Here is a 15,643-nt window from a genome sequence, read left to right as displayed (position 1 = left end):
CTTGGGCCGCATCAGCATTCCACGACATTGACGGCGAGGCCACCCGTCGAGGTTTCCTTGTATTTCTCGCTCATGTCGTAGCCAGTCTGGCGCATGGTCTCGATGCAGGCGTCGAGCGGCACGAAATGCTGGCCGTCGCCCTTGATCGCAAGCGAAGCGGCGGTGACCGCCTTGACGGCGCCGAGAGCATTTCGCTCGATGCACGGCACCTGCACCAGGCCGGCGATCGGGTCACACGTCATGCCAAGATGATGTTCGAGCGCGATTTCCGCTGCGTTCTCGATCTGCTCCGGCGTCGCCCCCATGACGGCGGCAAGCCCCGCAGCCGCCATCGCGGCCGCCGAACCCACCTCGCCCTGACAGCCGACTTCTGCGCCCGAGATCGAGGCATTGTGCTTGATGATGCCGCCGACGGCGGCGGCCGTCAGAAGGTAGTTGCGAATGCCGTCCTGATCCCAATCCTCGTGGAAATGCTGATAATAGCGGATCGTTGCCGGGATGACGCCGGCCGCGCCATTGGTCGGCGCCGTCACCACGCGGCCGCCGGCCGCATTCTCCTCGTTGACGGCCATGGCGTAGACGCTGAGCCAGTCGTTGGCGAGCAGCGGGTTGATGCGGTTGCTGCGCCACTCTTCCTGCAATTTATCATGGATGGCACGCGCACGTCGGCGCACCTTCAGGCCGCCAGGCATGATGCCATCGACCTTGAGGCCACGATCGATGCAGCTGCTCATGGCCGCCCAGATGCGGTCGAGGCCGGCATCCAGCTCCTCGGCGCTCATATGCGTCTCTTCATTGGCGCGCTTCATCTGCGCAATCGAAAGGCCGGAACGCTCGGACATTTCGAGCATCTGCTTGGCGCTGGCGAAAGGGAACGGAACGCGCTCGCCGGCCGGGGCCGGCTTTTTCCGGTCGGCCTTCATCTGCTCCAGTTCGGTATCCGTGACGACGAAGCCGCCGCCGACGGAATAATAGATGCGTTTGACCAGCAGGCGCTCATCCTTGTCGAAGGCGGAGAAGCTCATGCCATTGGCATGACCGGGCAGCGGCACCTTCTTGTCGAAGATGAGATCGGTCTTCGGCTGGAACCGATAGGCCGGATGGCCCGGCGGCGTGATGCGCCCACTACGCTCGACCTCGTCGATGATGGCATCCATGTGGTCGGGATCGACGCCATCGGGCCTCTCGCCCATCAGGCCGAGAATAACCGCCCTGCCCGTTCCATGCCCGATGCCCGTATGGGCGAGCGAGCCGTGCAGGCTGACCTTGATCGACTCGACATGCACGTTCGAAGACGGGCGCGGCCATTCATTCGAAAGCACGAGGTCGAGGAAACGATTCGCGGCCGACATCGGCCCCATCGTATGCGAGCTGGATGGTCCCACACCGATCTTGAACACGTCGAAAACTGAAAGAAACATGGACCTTTGGTGCCTCCAGGCAAATCGATTTCCGGCAAGGCTACGCTATCGGGGCAAGCTTGCACGGCGATTGGCCGACATCGGATTTCATGGCAGCGACATTACATATAGGCATTGGGGGAAGCAAACAGAAGGCCATTGCGCGCAGCTCGCGCTGAGCTACAGTCCACATCGGATTGATCTGGAGAATCTCCCTTTATGACGACTGCCGACTATGTCGCCCTCGCCCTCTTCATCTTTCTCTGGGTCGCGCTGAACTGGATCGTCAGCAGCGCCAGCTTCTTCAATCGTACCAGCCTGACGCTGGCGATGAACGAACGCCGGCGAGAATGGATCTACAACTCGCTTCGCCGCGACCTGAAGATGATCGACACACAGATCCTCTCAGGCCTGCAAAACGGCACCGGCTTCTTCGCTTCTACCTCGATCTTCGCCATCGGCAGCTGCTTTGCGCTGCTCGGCGCCACAGATAAGATCAATGCCTTCTTCTCCGACATGCCCTTCATCTTCAACGGCGGTCGGGCAGCTTTCGAAATCAAGGTGGCCGGGCTTGCTTGTCTCTTTGGCTACGCCTTTTTCAAGTTCGGCTGGGCCTATCGCCTGTTCAACTACTGCACCATTCTCTTCGGCTCCCTGCCGATGCTGGAAGATGCCATTCGTGATCCCGTGCGCGCCGAACGCGCCGCCGAGCGGGTCATCCGCATGAACATCATCGCAGCCCGGAATTTCAACTCCGGCCTGCGAGCCATCTTCCTATCGATTGGCTATCTCGGCTGGTTTCTGAGCCCTTACGTTTTCATGGTCACGACCATGTTCATCATCATCGTGCTGGTCCGCCGGCAGTTTTTTTCCGATGCCCGTCTGGCCATTATGGATAGCGATGTGCCATGACATGCTCGCGCCGTCTCAAGCGGTGCTCGTGATCTGAGTTTCATGCCTGGAAGGACCCGCCAATGGTCGCTATCGCCGAGAGCGCCGATGCACCGCAAAAGACGCCCCGCATCGGCATTCTGGACACGGCGCGCGGCGTCGCACTCCTGGCCATGGCAAGCTATCACTGCACCTGGGATTTCGAATTCTTCGGCTATCTCGATTCCGGCACGGCGGAAACAGGCTGGCTGAAGCTTTATGCCCGCGTCATCGCCAGCACCTTCCTATTTCTGGCAGGCTGCAGCCTTGTGCTCGCGAATACGCCGGAGATTCGCTGGCGCTCCTACTGGCGGCGACTGGGCATGATCGTCGCGGCGGCCGCTGCCATCTCCCTCGTCACCTTCATCGGCATGCGCGACGAATGGATATTCTTCGGCATCCTGCACAGCATCGCGGCGGCGAGCCTCATCGGGCTCCTGTTCCTGCGCTTGCCGGCATTCGCCACCCTTCTAATCGCCGCATTACTGGCGGTCGGCATCGTCGTCGACAATGTCGTCGCGCCGCTATCGCTGCATTCGACATTTTTCGACGCGCCCTGGCTCTGGTGGGTGGGGCTTTCGGAAAACATCCAGCGCTCGAATGACTATGTGCCGCTTTTCCCATGGCTGACGCCATTCCTGTTCGGCCTCGGCGCGGCGCAATTGGCAATTTCCCGCGGCTGGCTTAAGTCGTTGGCAAAATTCGGCCCCGGCCGCAATCTCATTGCCCGCGCCGGCCGGCACAGCTTGATCTTCTATCTGCTTCACCAGCCTGTGCTGTTCGGCCTCGTCTATCTTTTGTCGCTGGTCGCGCCGGCTCCGCTACAGGACCCGACCGTCGGCTATATCAGGCAATGCGTGGCCTCCTGCACGCGGTCGGGCAGCGAAGCCATGTGCCGCAGCTTCTGCCAATGCACGCTCGATAAGCTGCAGGCTCAGGATCTTTTCAAACCATTGGAATCCGGAGCGATCAAAGCAGATAGCGATGAACGTGTAAGCCGAATCGCGATACAATGCACGGATGAAGCGCAATGACAGGGTTATTCTATGAATGCCTATCGTTCGAAGTCGCTGAGTTTTCCGTGGCCGCCGCTGCTCTATAGCCTCGCCGTCATGGTGGCGCTGTATCTGCAGCGGGTGTATCCCTTGCCTTTACCCTTTGTCTGGGCGCTGGTTTCGTGGGTTTTCGGCGCGCTTTTGACCGCCTTCGCCGTGACGCTGAACGTCTGGGCCGTCAAAACGTTGATGGAACGCCGCACGACCGTTCTGACACAGCGCTGTACGGCGCATCTCGTGACCACAGGTCCGTTTCGCTTCACCCGCAACCCGACCTATCTCGGCTATACCTTGCTGACCGCAGGCCTCGGCCTGCTGATCGGCAATCTCTGGTTCCTGGCGATGGCGGCCGCGGCAGCCGCCTTGACGACGTTGCTCGTCATCCGTTGCGAGGAGATGCATCTCCTCTCCCGATTCGGCTGCGAATTCGAATTTTACTGCAAGCGCACCCGCCGCTGGCTTTGATGATCGGCAAGCATTTTGCCGATTAAGTGCCGACGCCGATTTCGGCGAGGCGGCCGAGACAGGCCTCTTCGACATTGTCGAGTTCACTTAGCGTATCGTCGATATCCTTGCGCTTCTGGCGCAGCTCGTCGCGCTTTTCATCGACGCGCTTCATCAGCAGCTTAAGCTGGCCGATTTCGCCCGGAGGCTCTTTATAGACCTGAATGATCTCGCGAATCTCGGCAATGGTGAAGCCGATGCGACGGCCGCGGAGGATTTCCATGATGAGACGTCGGTCAGCTGCCCGGAACAGACGTGTGCGACCTCTGCGCTCGGGATGGATAAGGCCCTCATCCTCATAGAACCGCAAAGTCCGGGTCGAAACTCCGAATTCCCGAGTAAGCTCCGTTATGCTATAATATCCGTCGACCAAGAATCCGCCCCTATCTGCTGCCCATGATAATATTGACTTTTACGTAATAGTCAATTTTTACGGGTTGCGGTCAGTTCCCGACCCGCCAATGCCGCACAAAACCACAGGCTCGCAAGGCCTGAGAGGGCAAAATTTCCCGCAAATTCGATAGGAATGATCACAAGACAGCTGACACCTCAGTGATTTGATGCACGAATCAATGCGATGGAAGTACGAAATGCTGGAATGCAGCGATTGTACCTTCAATGACGGCAGACGTCATTCGGCTAAAAGGCCTCCAGTTCGCCCGACGCCACTGATTGGGTTCGCGTGAAATCGATATAAAAACAGATGGATGATGGAAAAAGCTCATGGAGAAAGCCGGCCATCGAGACGGTGGCATTACCATCATCTTCCCCTTATCCTGGCAGCCTCCTACCCATATCCTCCATCCGATAGAGAGTACCGTGTCCGCCCGCCCCATTATCCGCTTTCCTGATCCGCTATTGCGAACCGCCTGCGCTGCCGTCACCGCCTTCGACGACGATCTGCGAGCGCTCGTCAACGACCTGCTGGATGCGATGCGGGCGGCGCCCGGCGTCGGCATCACCGGCCCGCATATCGGCATCCTCAAGCGAGTCGTCGTGATCGAACTCAGCCGCGAGGATGGCGTGCGCACCTATATCAATCCGGAAATCCTATGGTCGTCGCCGGAAACCATGCGGCATATGGAGGGCAGCGTTTCCATGCCCGGAGCGACGGAGGAGATCGTCAGGCCGAAATCGATCCGGTTTCGCTATCAGGATATCGCCGGCGAAACACATGAAGCGGAGGCGCACGACTTTCTGGCCATCTGCATTCAGCACGAGATCGACCAGCTGGACGGCATTTTTTGGCTGCAGCGGCTTTCCAAGCTCAAGCGCGACCGGCTTGTCAAAAAATGGGAGAAGATCCGGGATTGAAATCCGCAAAAGAAAACGGGCGCCCGAAAGCGCCCGTCCTGTCATCGCTAAACTCGGCAATCAGCCCTTGAGCTTGGTGTTGCAGAGGCTGTAGTAGCCGCCGCCCTTCTGGATCCACTTCAGACCGCCGAGTGCATTCTTGGTCTTTGCGGCATTGTATGCATCGACGCAGGTGTGGAAGCGGCCCTTGCCGGGCGTCTCGGTAGCATATTTGGGATCGACCTTTGCCGGGAAGGTTACGCCAGCCGGAGCAGCCATCGTCGGCTTTGCCGGCTCTGCTGCCGGCGGCTTGGTGGCGTCGGGTTCGCTGGCATCGACCTTGGCTGCCGCAGTGGTCTTCGCCGGCTTGGCAGGCGTCGTAGCCGCCGGTGCGGTGGTTGCGGGAGCGGTGGTCGTCGTCGTGGCGCTGGCGTCCGCACTGCACTGCGTTGTGCGGAAGTCATTCCACTTTTGGCCGTTCAACGTACCAGCGGTTTTGGCAGCCTGGTATTTGGCGCTGCACTCTTTCATGGTTAGCGCAGAAGCCGAAGAAGCGAGGCCCATCGAGCCTACAACTGTGAGAGACGCAAGAGACATCAACAGGATGGCACGACTTGTCATTGGCATATCCTCCGCTCTATGACGAATGTCGAAACTATTAATCGTATCGTCCATATCGATTGTCAATCGACGCGCGATCTGGGGGCGACGGAAGACACCATATGCGGACGAACATGAACGCAAACTGTACAAAAATAGCCATCAAAAAGAGTGGCTTGGCTGAGTTGACAATCTTTGATGGTGGTTCGCCGGTGCGCTGAGCTCAGCCGGAGGTAGAAAGAGATCGCAGCCCCGATCTGGCACATTGGTAGGCCCGATTCTGCTATTCGCAGGTCAGCGATGCGCTCGGGCTGCAATAGCACTCGTAACGGGGAGCTGGGCATGTTGCGGTTGCAAGGCTGAAATCCTGGCAATTGCATTGGACGTGAAATTGTTGATCTGCCGTCGCCGACGTCGCGCTGTAGATCGAAAAGCCGGTGCCGATATCGGCCGGGCGAGACCCGACGCTGAAGGAATAGGTCGAGGCGGAGCTTTGCGGCGGCGAATTATCCTGAGCGAATGTTGTGAATGGAAAGCAGAGCACACCGCAGATCGCAAGCAATAGCCTTGAAGACGATTTGACCATATCTCGCGCCCACCTTTCCTATTGGCACATCAGATAGGCGTGCGGAACGCAGGTGCATGCATAAGACTGGGTCGGGCACGTCATGTCCTGCAATGTCCGGTCGTCGCAATTGCACGTTACGAAATAGGATGAATTGTTCGGCATCTTCAGAATGCTCGAGGTGGAATAGCCGCTACCAAGATCCGCACGCCGATAGCTGAAGCTCGATGCCGAATTCTGGGCATTCTGGTTGTTACCAGTGGTCTGCGCCATGACCGGCGGGACGGACACGGCAAGGAGGAACAACGCCTCGAAGCCTGCCTTCCAATAACGGGTCGGGCCAAAAACGGCTCTCATATCCTTACTCCATTCTGCAGTTTTCTTTGGGAATGAATTCTAGTTTCGGAATGTTTCTTCCGTTTCTCCGTCTGTTGCGAAACCTTTCCCGTCCGCAATTTCTAGCCATGAGATGAACGGAATATCGCGCGCGTCGGCTCGGCATAATGGCTGGGAACCATCGGGATTTTCGTCCGACTTACTGACCGACGATATCACCACTGCGCAGAGGGAAAAAGTCGTTAGGACCCTATCAAAGACCGTCGGCGATCACTGTTTCGCGAGGAATGTGAGCGATTGCGGAACGGATGCAACCTACCCTGAAACTTGGACCTTGAAGTGCAGACGCATCGCCCTAGCTTTTCTAGTGCAGTTCCCCTCTCTGTGCCCTGGATGCTCTCCCTTCCAGGGCATTTTTCTTTCAGGGCACTTCTCCTGTCGTGCCGGGCGTGCAGTGAAAATGGACCATCGCACCAAATGATTCGCTACATCCTCCAAATGGGCGTAGGCTATTTTTACCGTCGGCTACCGAATCCGTAGGCGCCAACGGCTGAGAGAGACAACGCACTCTCGCCTGCAGAGGTCAAGGAGTTACCCGCATGACCTCGCATAACAATCACGACAATATATTGAGCGATCAGAAACTGCATGATCTTCTCAAGGCAGAAGACAAAATAGATCTTTTGGAGAAATCGAAACGGCGCGCTTTGGATGAATTGGAAGTGCCCGTGGCAGAGGACGCCGAAGACCTTTCCTTGTGAGCGATAGCAGCTTTTTCGCAATGGATCGGACAGGCCGCCTGACCTGTCCTGCTTAGCATTGGAATTCAACGTAGCATCCGGGATCGTCTTCAGGCGATCACCGATCGGCTTCACACGTCATTGATCGTTTCACCGAAGACTTGTTCGAACGCCTCACGGAGGCGGATATCGACATCCGCCATCATGACCGGCAAGCCGAGATCGACGAGGCTGGTGACGCCATAGGCCGAGATTCCGCAAGGAATGATGCCGGTGAAGTGCCCGAGATCGGGGTCGACGTTCAGCGAAAGGCCGTGAAACGTCACCCATTTGCGCACGCGGATACCGAGGGCTGCAATCTTGTCCTCGGCCACGGTGCCGTCAGCCAGAATCGGCCTCTCCGGGCGCCTGACCCAGACGCCGACCCGATCTTCGCGCCTCTCGCCGCGCACATTCATCGATTCGAGCGTGCGAATGATGACCTCTTCGAGCGCGCCGACGAAGGCACGGATATCCTGCCGCCGACACTTGAGGTCCAGCATGACATAGGCCACGCGTTGACCCGGCCCGTGATAGGTATATTCGCCGCCGCGTCCGGTCGCAAAGACCGGAAATCGATCCGGCTCGATCAGATCGGCGGCATTGGCGCTGGTGCCCGCTGTATAGAGTGGCGGATGTTCGACCAGCCAGACGAGCTCCGGCGCCCGCCCCTCGGCAATCGCTGCCACTTCCGCCTCCATCGTGGCTACGGCCTCTTCATATGGCACAAGACCATCGCTGATCCGCCAGCGGACGGGCGGCGTGCCTTGAACGGGAAACATCTGGTGAGAAAGTTCGGTGCGAAGCATATGGCAGTCCTTTGCGCGCCGCGCCGGCCGCATGTGTGGAAAACCTGCGCGCCGGTGGGTTGTCCACATATGGCGCTATTCGGGCGGGAATTCAAACATGTAAGGCGTTTCCGCCGCATCCGGACCAGCTCGATCGGAGGAGCTGTGAAGGAATTTAAAAAAACTGACATATCGCTCTTGTGCCCCCCGAATGCTTTTGCTACATGCAGCCGCGCCGGAGCAATCTGGCCTACCACGATGCGGTCGTGGCGGAATTGGTAGACGCGCAGCGTTGAGGTCGCTGTGGGGCAACCCGTGGAAGTTCGAGTCTTCTCGACCGCACCAAGAACCCGGCTTTGGCCGGGTTTTTTGTTTTTGGCCCTTGGCGAAATGACAAAGGTCTGCGCCTTTTGGGCGCTCGTGTTGCAGCCCTCCAAATGGATCTTCAGTCCTGGGTACAGAATTTGGAAAACTGCTCGTACCAAGGGCGACCCGATCATCTACAAGCGGCAGATCGCGCTCTGCGACTGAGGGGCGCCGGCTAAGTCACCGCTGAGCACGCGGCATCGCGCGCAAGGATGTCGGCGAGCTCGTTGCCTGCGGCTCCTGAATGCCCCTTGCACCATTCCACAACCACATTCGGATGCTGTTCGAGCAGGCGGTCGAGTTGTTGCCAGATCTCCATGTCGTGGATCCGACGGCGTCGAGTGTGCGGGTTCGGAGTAATCCGCTTCCAGCCGTTGGTGCGCCAGATTGCTCTCCACCGACAGCAGCCTTCTATGACGTAGGCGGCGTCCGTCCGGAGCGTGACCGGCTGTGCCGAAGCCTCCGAGGCGATCCAGGCCATTGCGTTCAGAACCGCGAGGACTTCGAACCTGTTGTTCGATGTGCCGGCCTCCTTGCCACAACCGGCATATAACTGTCGGTCGCCTTCATAGACCACGAACGCCCATCCTCCGGAGCGGGAGGCGGCGTTGAAGGAGCCGTCGGTGTAGATGTGAAGCGAGTCGGTCATGCGGAAACCATAACATCGACGGGGAAGTGGCTGGCGAAGAGTTCCAGGGCTTTCGCGAACGGGTTCTTTCGTTTAGGGGCCGCTCTCGCTTTCTCGCGGATAGCGATGACGGAATCCGGTCTCCGATTTAGGGTGATGTAAATGCCCTGCCCGTCCATCAGGATGATGCGGCGGGAAGTGAAGGCAGTGGACGACGGTGACGAAAACGCGGGTCGTGTTCCATTCGATGCTTCGCACCACGATAGAATTCCATGGATGTTTTCAGGCGCGCGGCGTGTAAGCTGGCAATCATTGAAAACCTTGGAGGTGGCTCATGCCCCGTTTCCTTGCCGTTTACACCATGAAGCCTGAAGACCTCGCGTCTTTTCGAAGCCTACCCAAAGCGGAGCAGGATGCTGTCGATGCTATCGGCATCGCACAGTGGTCGGCATGGGAGGAAAGAAACGCTGCCTCTATCCTTGATCGTGGCGGCATGGTGGGAAAGACGACGCGCATCACCAGGAACGGCGTCGCCGACGCGGTCAATCCATTCTGCGGCTACCTGGTGGTCGAGGCTGAAACCGCAGAATCCGCCGCAAGGCTTTTCCAGGACCACCCCCATATTACCGTCTTTCCCGGCGACGGCGTCGATATCATGCCCTTTTTAACCTGACTTCGTTGATGGACCTTTCCACCATAACGATGAGGCCGGCAGAGGTGTGCTTGGGGACAGCAAGCAGACGCGCTACCGACCATCGGCATATCAGCCGTGTGAGCGAAGCGGCTTCATCCAAAACGGGAGAAACGAAAATAATCAAAGCGGAGACTGAAATCCAAGCGAATTCGCCTTCCTCGCCTTTGATGGCAAAAGCGGCCGGATTTTCATGATCACTTGACTTCGCGCGCCCCTCTGGCACCGTGAAACTTCTTCTGAGATAGGAGGATGTATGACGCCAGAACGCTTTTCCGAATGCCTTTTGCATATCCGCTGGACGCCGATCAATCTGGCGAGCGCCCTGCAATGCGACCTGTCATGGGTGGAGGCTATGGAGGCTGGGAATGCCGAAGTGCCGGACGGACTGGCAGCATGGCTGGAAATTCTTGCGCAATGCCATGAGGAGGCCGGCGTTCCCACCACTTATCGTGGACGCGGGCACGATTGAGACAGGCCGAGATAAGCCTGGAAAACGAATGACAGCTCGAAACAGCGGATAACTCATTCCAACGGAGGGATTGGAGATGAATGATGATTTTCGCTTGAAGCTTATCAAAATCAGAGGCGAAAAGATCGCCCATCGCAACGAACTGCTGGCGATGAAGATGCAGGACGCAAATACAAAAGGGGCTAGTCAGGATATCGATCTTGACGGCATGATCGCCCGCGAGCAGCTCGCAATCGACAACCTCGACGATACGATCGCCCGCCTCAGCTAGAGAGGCTCAGCGCGGCGCCATGAACATCGAAGGGCGGAGCGCTCAATGCGCCACATCCTTGCTGAGATTGCGCAGCCTGATCTGATGGTCGAGGCGTTCTAGCTGGTTTGTCGTCGTCTCTATCAGCCGGCCCATCTCCTGATAGGCCGTTCGCAGCCGCGAAAGTTCGTTCCTGACGGCTTCCAGGGCACGCTCGTCGCTGTCCTCTCCAGGCCCGTCGCCCGATCCGGTCATCAACCATACTGGAGAAACATCGAAAAGAGCCGACATCTTGGCCAGCGCGGAGGGATTGGGCTCGGCGCGATCGGATTCCCACGCGAGCATTGTCTCCTCGCTGACGCCAAGCTGCCTGGCCAGCGTTTCGAGACTGATTCCCGCGGCGTCGCGCGCCATGGACAAGCGCCCTCCAAGCGTATCACCGCCTTCGTCCGAAAAAACGGTCGTCTCTTGTTCTGGTTTGAACATCGGTGCGATCCCTTTCCTGGTCGCGCCGGCAATTTTGTGCCGCGCATTCATGTTTTAGCTGTTTCCAAAGCTCCAGATAGGTCTAAGGGCGTCATCTCGCCATGGCGATCTGTCCCAATTGGAAAAGTGTGACGTTTTCCGCTGAGCTCTCGTCGAGACTTCCAACCCACTCCTGATCGCGCCTTGATTGCATGCCGTTCCTGTGTTTGATGTTCGTGCATGTCCGTTTCTTCCGCCGTTTCCACGCCGCAAAATCCGCTTAGAGGCATGACGATCATGGCAAGCGCCATGATCCTGTTGCCGACGATGGATGCGATCGCCAAATACATGGCGAGCTTCGAAGGCATGTCGCCCGGTCAGGTGACCTTCTATCGCTTCTTCTTTCAACTTGTCTGCATGCTGCCGCTGCTGGCGACCGTCGCCGGACGGTCGGCCTTTTCGGCAAAGCGCCCCTGGATGAACCTGCTGCGGGGCGCGCTGCACGGGGCTGCCAGTCTGCTCTTCTTCGCAGCGGTCAAATACATGCCGCTTGCCGATGTCTTCGCGATCTACTTCGTCGAACCCTTTATGCTGACAGCGCTTTCGGCCTTGTTTCTCGGAGACAAGGTCGGCTGGAGGCGTTGGCTGGCGATCGTCATCGGCTTCGTCGGTGCGATGATCGTCATCCAGCCGAGTTTCGAGATTTTCGGACTGAAGGCGCTGTTGCCCGTTGCCTGCGCTTTCCTCTTCGCGCTCTATCTGTTCATGAACCGGGCGGTCGGCGAGGCGGATTCGCCGATGACGATGCAGGTCATGGCCGGCGTAGGTGGCACGCTATTCATGTCGGTCACCCTGCTGGCGGGAGCATCTGCCGCTATTGCCGATTTCGAACCTTCGCTGCCCGCCTCCACGCTTGGGCTCGTCCTTTTGCTGATTCTGGGTTCGATATCGGGCTATGCGCATATGCTCGTCGTCAGAGCCTTCCGGCTGGCGCCGCTTTCGCTGCTTGCCCCGTTCCAATATTTCGAAATCATTTCCGCCACCGTCCTCGGCTACGCGATATTCGGCGATTTCCCTAATCTTTCCAAATGGATCGGCATCGCCATCATCGTCAGCTCCGGCCTCTTCATCATCTGGCGGGAGCGTGTCCAATCGAGATTGGAAAAAACCGCGTGAGCGCAGATATCTTGCACATGGACCCGCAGTGCAATTTGTGGCTAAAACACTGACTGAATAGGGTATTTGGGCGGAGATTGCATGTTCAAGAAAATCCTGATCGCCAATCGCGGCGAGATCGCCTGCCGCGTCATCAAGACCGCGCGACGAATGGGCATTCTGACGGTCGCCGTCTATTCCGATGCCGACCGGGATGCGTTGCATGTCGAAATGGCCGATGAATCAGTCCATATCGGCCCGGCGCCCGCAGCCGAAAGCTATCTCGTCGCCGACAAGATCATTGCCGCCTGCAAAGAGACCGGTGCCGAGGCGGTCCATCCGGGTTATGGCTTTCTCTCTGAGCGCGCCTCCTTCTGTGCGGCGCTGGAGAAGGAAGGCATCGTCTTCATCGGCCCGAAGCCGAAGGCGATCGAAGCCATGGGCGACAAGATCGAATCGAAAAAATTCGCCAATGCCGCCAAGGTTTCCACCGTTCCGGGCTATCTCGGCATCATCGATGACGCGGATCATGCGGAAAGGATCGCTGCCGAGATCGGCTATCCCGTCATGATCAAGGCGTCCGCCGGCGGTGGCGGCAAGGGCATGCGCATCGCCTGGAGCAAGGATGAGGTGCGCGACGGTTTCGAGCGCGCCCGTTCGGAAGCAAAAAGCTCCTTCGGCGACGACCGCGTCTTCATCGAGAAATTCGTCGTCGACCCCAGGCATATCGAGATCCAGGTGTTGGCCGATGCCCACGGAAATGTCGTCTATCTCGGCGAGCGCGAATGCTCCATCCAGCGCCGGAACCAGAAGGTCGTCGAAGAAGCGCCCTCGCCGTTCCTCGACGAAGCGACGCGCAAGGCCATGGGCGAACAATCCGTGGCGCTTGCCAAGGCCGTCGATTACCAGAGTGCCGGCACGGTCGAGTTCATCGTCGATCGCGACCGGAATTTCTATTTCCTCGAAATGAACACCCGCCTGCAGGTCGAGCATCCGGTGACGGAACTTGTCACCGGCATCGATCTCGTCGAGCAGATGATCCGCGTTGCCGCCGGCGAAAAACTGCCGTTCAAGCAGGCGGATATCAAGCTCAACGGATGGGCGATCGAAAGCCGCTTGTATGCGGAAGATCCTTATCGCAACTTCCTGCCCTCGATCGGCCGCCTGACGCGCTACCGTCCGCCACGCGAGGGCAAGACGGAGAAATCGGTCGTGCGCAACGACACCGGCGTCTTCGAAGGTGCCGAAATCTCCATGTATTACGATCCGATGATCGCCAAGCTCTGCACCTGGGCTCCGACGAGGCTAGAGGCCATCGAAGCAATGGGCGAAGCTTTGGATGGCTTCGTTGTCGACGGCATCGAGCACAATATGCCGTTCCTCTCCGCGCTGATGAAGCATCCGCGCTGGCGTGAGGGCCGCCTCTCCACGGGCTTCATTGCCGAGGAATATCCCGATGGCTTCGCGCCGGTGACGCCGGACGAGGACCAAACCGCTTTGCTGTCGGCAATCGCCCTTTCCAGCAACCTGATCGAATCCAACCGTCGTGAACGTTATGGCGATCGGCTGCGTTCCGCGGCCGCGCCGCTGCGGGAGAGCTGGGTCGTCAAGCTCGGTGCGGACTATCTGCCCGTGACATTGCTTGAAGGCGTGGTGACCATTCCCTTCGAGATGGACATGCAGATCGGCGGCAAAACCGTGACGGTTACGACCGACTGGCGCCCGGGCGATTCCATTTGGGTCGGCACTGTCGGCGACCGCAAGCTGACGGCTCAGATCCGCATCGTGCTCAATGGTCTGCGCATCGATTGGCAGGGTATTTCTGTGCGGGCTAGGGTGTTCACGCCGCGTCAGGCCGAACTCGACAAGCTGATGCCGGTCAAATTACCGCCCGATACATCAAAGCTCCTCCTCTGCCCCATGCCGGGCCTGGTTGTTGCGATTGCCGTTGCTGAGGGACAGGAGGTCAAGGCCGGTGAAACGCTCGCCATCGTCGAGGCGATGAAGATGGAAAACGTTTTGCGAGCCGAACGCGATCTGGTTATCGGCAAGATCAATGCCAAGCCGGGTGAAAGCCTCGCCGTTGACGCCGTGATCATGGAATTCGCCTGATCGAGAAGCTTCGCCATCGCAGCCATATGGAAAAATCTGCGTGGCGATTGCTCGGCTAAAACATAATAATTGCGACGCTAAGTGTCTGATTTTGGCTTGAGTCTCTCTATGAGGCCATGCCAATGTTGCCCGGAACAAAATCATAGCAGGAAGGGATGAAGCCATGGACGTAAGAGCAGCAGTCGCGGTTGCGGCAGGCAAACCGCTGGAGGTGATGACGGTTCAGCTGGAGGGGCCGAAGGCCGGCGAAGTGCTGATCGAGGTCAAGGCGACCGGCATCTGCCATACCGACGATTTCACCCTGTCGGGCGCCGATCCGGAAGGCCTGTTCCCCGCCATCCTCGGCCATGAAGGCGCCGGCATCGTCGTCGATGTCGGTCCGGGCGTAACCTCGGTCAGGAAGGGCGATCACGTCATTCCGCTCTACACCCCCGAATGCCGCGAATGCCCGTCCTGCCTCAGCCGCAAGACCAATCTGTGCACCGCGATCCGCTCGACCCAGGGCCAGGGCCTGATGCCGGACGGCACCTCGCGCTTCTCGATCGGCAAGGACAAGATCCATCACTATATGGGCTGCTCGACCTTCGCCAATTACACGGTGCTGCCGGAGATCGCCGTTGCCAAGGTCAATCCCGACGCCCCCTTCGACAAGATCTGCTACATCGGCTGCGGCGTGACGACAGGCATCGGCGCCGTCATCAACACCGCCAAGGTGGAGATGGGGGCAACCGCCATCGTCTTCGGTCTCGGCGGCATCGGCCTCAACGTCATCCAGGGCCTGAAGCTTGCCGGCGCCGACATGATCATCGGCGTCGATCTCAACAATGACAAGAAGGCCTGGGGCGAGCGCTTCGGCATGACGCATTTCGTCAATCCGAAGGAGGTCGGCGACGATATCGTGCCCTATCTCGTCAACATGACGAAGCGTGGGGCCGACCAGATCGGCGGCGCCGACTACACTTTCGACTGCACGGGCAACACCAAGGTGATGCGCCAGGCACTGGAGGCAAGCCATCGCGGCTGGGGCAAGTCCGTGGTCATCGGCGTTGCCGGCGCCGGCCAGGAGATTTCGACGCGTCCATTCCAGCTGGTGACGGGCCGCTCGTGGATGGGCACGGCCTTCGGCGGCGCGCGTGGCCGTACCGATGTTCCGAAGATCGTCGACTGGTACATGGAGGGCAAGATCCAGATCGATCCGATGATCACCCACACCATGCCGCTCGAAGACATCAACAAGGGCTTTGAGCTCATGCA

18 protein-coding genes and 1 tRNA gene are annotated in these 15,643 nt (G+C 58.7%); 12 read left to right on the top strand and 7 right to left on the bottom strand.

From position 1 onward, the window contains the following. Nucleotides 1-11 precede the first annotated feature (11 nt). Nucleotides 12-1,421 (bottom strand): L-serine ammonia-lyase, encoded by a 1,410-nt coding sequence (locus tag GA0061103_RS22815; RefSeq protein WP_092715249.1) that lies wholly within the window; start codon nt 1,419-1,421, stop codon nt 12-14. Between the two features lie 198 nt (nt 1,422-1,619). Between GA0061103_RS22815 and GA0061103_RS22810 the strand changes: the two genes are divergently transcribed. From GA0061103_RS22810 to GA0061103_RS22800, 3 genes are all read left to right on the top strand, one after another. Then, nucleotides 1,620-2,312, top strand: a complete 693-nt coding sequence (locus GA0061103_RS22810; RefSeq protein WP_092715247.1) for a DUF599 domain-containing protein — start codon at nt 1,620-1,622, stop codon at nt 2,310-2,312. A 62-nt stretch (nt 2,313-2,374) separates the two neighbouring features. After that, complete coding sequence (locus GA0061103_RS22805) at nt 2,375-3,364, top strand: acetyltransferase domain-containing protein (protein ID WP_092715245.1); 990 nt, start codon at nt 2,375-2,377, stop codon at nt 3,362-3,364. 12 nt (nt 3,365-3,376) lie between these two features. Further along, on the top strand, nt 3,377-3,850 hold the full coding sequence (locus tag GA0061103_RS22800; protein ID WP_092715243.1) for a methyltransferase family protein: 474 nt from the start codon (nt 3,377-3,379) through the stop codon (nt 3,848-3,850). 22 nt (nt 3,851-3,872) lie between these two features. On the opposite strand, the gene GA0061103_RS22795 is transcribed toward GA0061103_RS22800, so the two are convergent. Continuing rightward, nucleotides 3,873-4,262 carry a MerR family transcriptional regulator gene (locus tag GA0061103_RS22795; RefSeq protein WP_047633442.1) on the bottom strand — a complete coding sequence of 130 codons (390 nt, stop codon included), beginning with the start codon at nt 4,260-4,262 and terminating at the stop codon, nt 3,873-3,875. A 446-nt stretch (nt 4,263-4,708) separates the two neighbouring features. Between GA0061103_RS22795 and GA0061103_RS22790 the strand changes: the two genes are divergently transcribed. Next, nucleotides 4,709-5,203, top strand: coding sequence for a peptide deformylase (locus GA0061103_RS22790; protein ID WP_092715855.1), 495 nt, complete (start codon nt 4,709-4,711; stop codon nt 5,201-5,203). Between the two features lie 60 nt (nt 5,204-5,263). On the opposite strand, the gene GA0061103_RS22785 is transcribed toward GA0061103_RS22790, so the two are convergent. Beyond that, nucleotides 5,264-5,803 (bottom strand): hypothetical protein, encoded by a 540-nt coding sequence (locus GA0061103_RS22785; protein WP_092715241.1) that lies wholly within the window; start codon nt 5,801-5,803, stop codon nt 5,264-5,266. A gap of 583 nt (nt 5,804-6,386) precedes the next feature. After that, entirely contained in the window at nt 6,387-6,704 is a 318-nt protein-coding gene (locus GA0061103_RS22775; RefSeq protein ID WP_092715238.1) for a hypothetical protein, read from the bottom strand. A 578-nt stretch (nt 6,705-7,282) separates the two neighbouring features. On the opposite strand from GA0061103_RS22775, the gene GA0061103_RS35100 reads away from it, so the two are divergent. Next, nucleotides 7,283-7,444, top strand: a complete 162-nt coding sequence (locus GA0061103_RS35100) for a hypothetical protein (protein ID WP_167376634.1) — start codon at nt 7,283-7,285, stop codon at nt 7,442-7,444. Nucleotides 7,445-7,554: 110 nt separating this feature from the next. Here GA0061103_RS35100 and lipB read toward each other — a convergent pair whose 3' ends face one another. Then, nucleotides 7,555-8,271 (bottom strand): lipoyl(octanoyl) transferase LipB, encoded by a 717-nt coding sequence (gene lipB, locus GA0061103_RS22770; protein ID WP_092715236.1) that lies wholly within the window; start codon nt 8,269-8,271, stop codon nt 7,555-7,557. A 239-nt stretch (nt 8,272-8,510) separates the two neighbouring features. On the opposite strand from lipB, the gene GA0061103_RS22765 reads away from it, so the two are divergent. Beyond that, nucleotides 8,511-8,595, top strand: a tRNA-Leu gene (locus tag GA0061103_RS22765). A gap of 196 nt (nt 8,596-8,791) precedes the next feature. On the opposite strand, the gene GA0061103_RS22760 is transcribed toward GA0061103_RS22765, so the two are convergent. Next, the gene (locus GA0061103_RS22760) at nt 8,792-9,265 is read right to left on the bottom strand and encodes a ribonuclease H family protein (RefSeq protein ID WP_092715234.1); all 474 of its coding nucleotides are present in this window, start codon (nt 9,263-9,265) and stop codon (nt 8,792-8,794) included. Nucleotides 9,266-9,578: 313 nt separating this feature from the next. On the opposite strand from GA0061103_RS22760, the gene GA0061103_RS22755 reads away from it, so the two are divergent. The 3 genes from GA0061103_RS22755 (at nt 9,579) to GA0061103_RS22745 (ending at nt 10,678) form a co-directional block, all read left to right on the top strand. Continuing rightward, nucleotides 9,579-9,917, top strand: a complete 339-nt coding sequence (locus GA0061103_RS22755) for a hypothetical protein (RefSeq protein ID WP_167376633.1) — start codon at nt 9,579-9,581, stop codon at nt 9,915-9,917. A gap of 274 nt (nt 9,918-10,191) precedes the next feature. Continuing rightward, complete coding sequence (locus GA0061103_RS22750) at nt 10,192-10,407, top strand: hypothetical protein (protein WP_092715232.1); 216 nt, start codon at nt 10,192-10,194, stop codon at nt 10,405-10,407. A gap of 76 nt (nt 10,408-10,483) precedes the next feature. Then, nucleotides 10,484-10,678, top strand: coding sequence for a hypothetical protein (locus GA0061103_RS22745; RefSeq protein ID WP_092715230.1), 195 nt, complete (start codon nt 10,484-10,486; stop codon nt 10,676-10,678). Nucleotides 10,679-10,720: 42 nt separating this feature from the next. Here GA0061103_RS22745 and GA0061103_RS22740 read toward each other — a convergent pair whose 3' ends face one another. After that, nucleotides 10,721-11,143, bottom strand: a complete 423-nt coding sequence (locus tag GA0061103_RS22740; protein ID WP_092715852.1) for a helix-turn-helix domain-containing protein — start codon at nt 11,141-11,143, stop codon at nt 10,721-10,723. Between the two features lie 219 nt (nt 11,144-11,362). Between GA0061103_RS22740 and GA0061103_RS22735 the strand changes: the two genes are divergently transcribed. From GA0061103_RS22735 to GA0061103_RS22725, 3 genes are all read left to right on the top strand, one after another. Next, nucleotides 11,363-12,298, top strand: a complete 936-nt coding sequence (locus GA0061103_RS22735; protein ID WP_092715228.1) for a DMT family transporter — start codon at nt 11,363-11,365, stop codon at nt 12,296-12,298. A gap of 81 nt (nt 12,299-12,379) precedes the next feature. Next, entirely contained in the window at nt 12,380-14,389 is a 2,010-nt protein-coding gene (locus GA0061103_RS22730; RefSeq protein WP_092715226.1) for an acetyl-CoA carboxylase biotin carboxylase subunit, read from the top strand. A 163-nt stretch (nt 14,390-14,552) separates the two neighbouring features. Next, the coding region (locus GA0061103_RS22725; protein WP_092705913.1) for an S-(hydroxymethyl)glutathione dehydrogenase/class III alcohol dehydrogenase at nt 14,553-15,643 on the top strand (1,091 nt) is incomplete at its 3' end.

Source organism: Martinezella multihospitum (genome assembly GCF_900094585.1).
Lineage (GTDB): Bacteria > Pseudomonadota > Alphaproteobacteria > Rhizobiales > Rhizobiaceae > Rhizobium > Rhizobium multihospitium.
This window is presented reverse-complemented; position numbering and strand designations above follow the sequence as displayed.

Excerpts from the sequence above, each read along its gene's own strand:
- GA0061103_RS22750 (WP_092715232.1), top strand. The coding sequence starts at position 10,192 with ATGACGCCAGAACGCTTTTCCGAATGCCTTTTGCATATCCGCTGGACG.
- GA0061103_RS22740 (WP_092715852.1), bottom strand. The coding sequence starts at position 11,143 with ATGTTCAAACCAGAACAAGAGACGACCGTTTTTTCGGACGAAGGCGGT.
- GA0061103_RS22800 (WP_092715243.1), top strand. The coding sequence starts at position 3,377 with ATGAATGCCTATCGTTCGAAGTCGCTGAGTTTTCCGTGGCCGCCGCTG.
- GA0061103_RS22730 (WP_092715226.1), top strand. The coding sequence starts at position 12,380 with ATGTTCAAGAAAATCCTGATCGCCAATCGCGGCGAGATCGCCTGCCGC.
- GA0061103_RS22810 (WP_092715247.1), top strand. The coding sequence starts at position 1,620 with ATGACGACTGCCGACTATGTCGCCCTCGCCCTCTTCATCTTTCTCTGG.
- GA0061103_RS22745 (WP_092715230.1), top strand. The coding sequence starts at position 10,484 with ATGAATGATGATTTTCGCTTGAAGCTTATCAAAATCAGAGGCGAAAAG.
- GA0061103_RS22815 (WP_092715249.1), bottom strand. The coding sequence starts at position 1,421 with ATGTTTCTTTCAGTTTTCGACGTGTTCAAGATCGGTGTGGGACCATCC.
- GA0061103_RS22760 (WP_092715234.1), bottom strand. The coding sequence starts at position 9,265 with ATGACCGACTCGCTTCACATCTACACCGACGGCTCCTTCAACGCCGCC.
- GA0061103_RS22755 (WP_167376633.1), top strand. The coding sequence starts at position 9,579 with ATGCCCCGTTTCCTTGCCGTTTACACCATGAAGCCTGAAGACCTCGCG.
- GA0061103_RS22735 (WP_092715228.1), top strand. The coding sequence starts at position 11,363 with ATGTCCGTTTCTTCCGCCGTTTCCACGCCGCAAAATCCGCTTAGAGGC.
- GA0061103_RS22805 (WP_092715245.1), top strand. The coding sequence starts at position 2,375 with ATGGTCGCTATCGCCGAGAGCGCCGATGCACCGCAAAAGACGCCCCGC.
- lipB (WP_092715236.1), bottom strand. The coding sequence starts at position 8,271 with ATGCTTCGCACCGAACTTTCTCACCAGATGTTTCCCGTTCAAGGCACG.
- GA0061103_RS22785 (WP_092715241.1), bottom strand. The coding sequence starts at position 5,803 with ATGACAAGTCGTGCCATCCTGTTGATGTCTCTTGCGTCTCTCACAGTT.
- GA0061103_RS35100 (WP_167376634.1), top strand. The coding sequence starts at position 7,283 with ATGACCTCGCATAACAATCACGACAATATATTGAGCGATCAGAAACTG.
- GA0061103_RS22775 (WP_092715238.1), bottom strand. The coding sequence starts at position 6,704 with ATGAGAGCCGTTTTTGGCCCGACCCGTTATTGGAAGGCAGGCTTCGAG.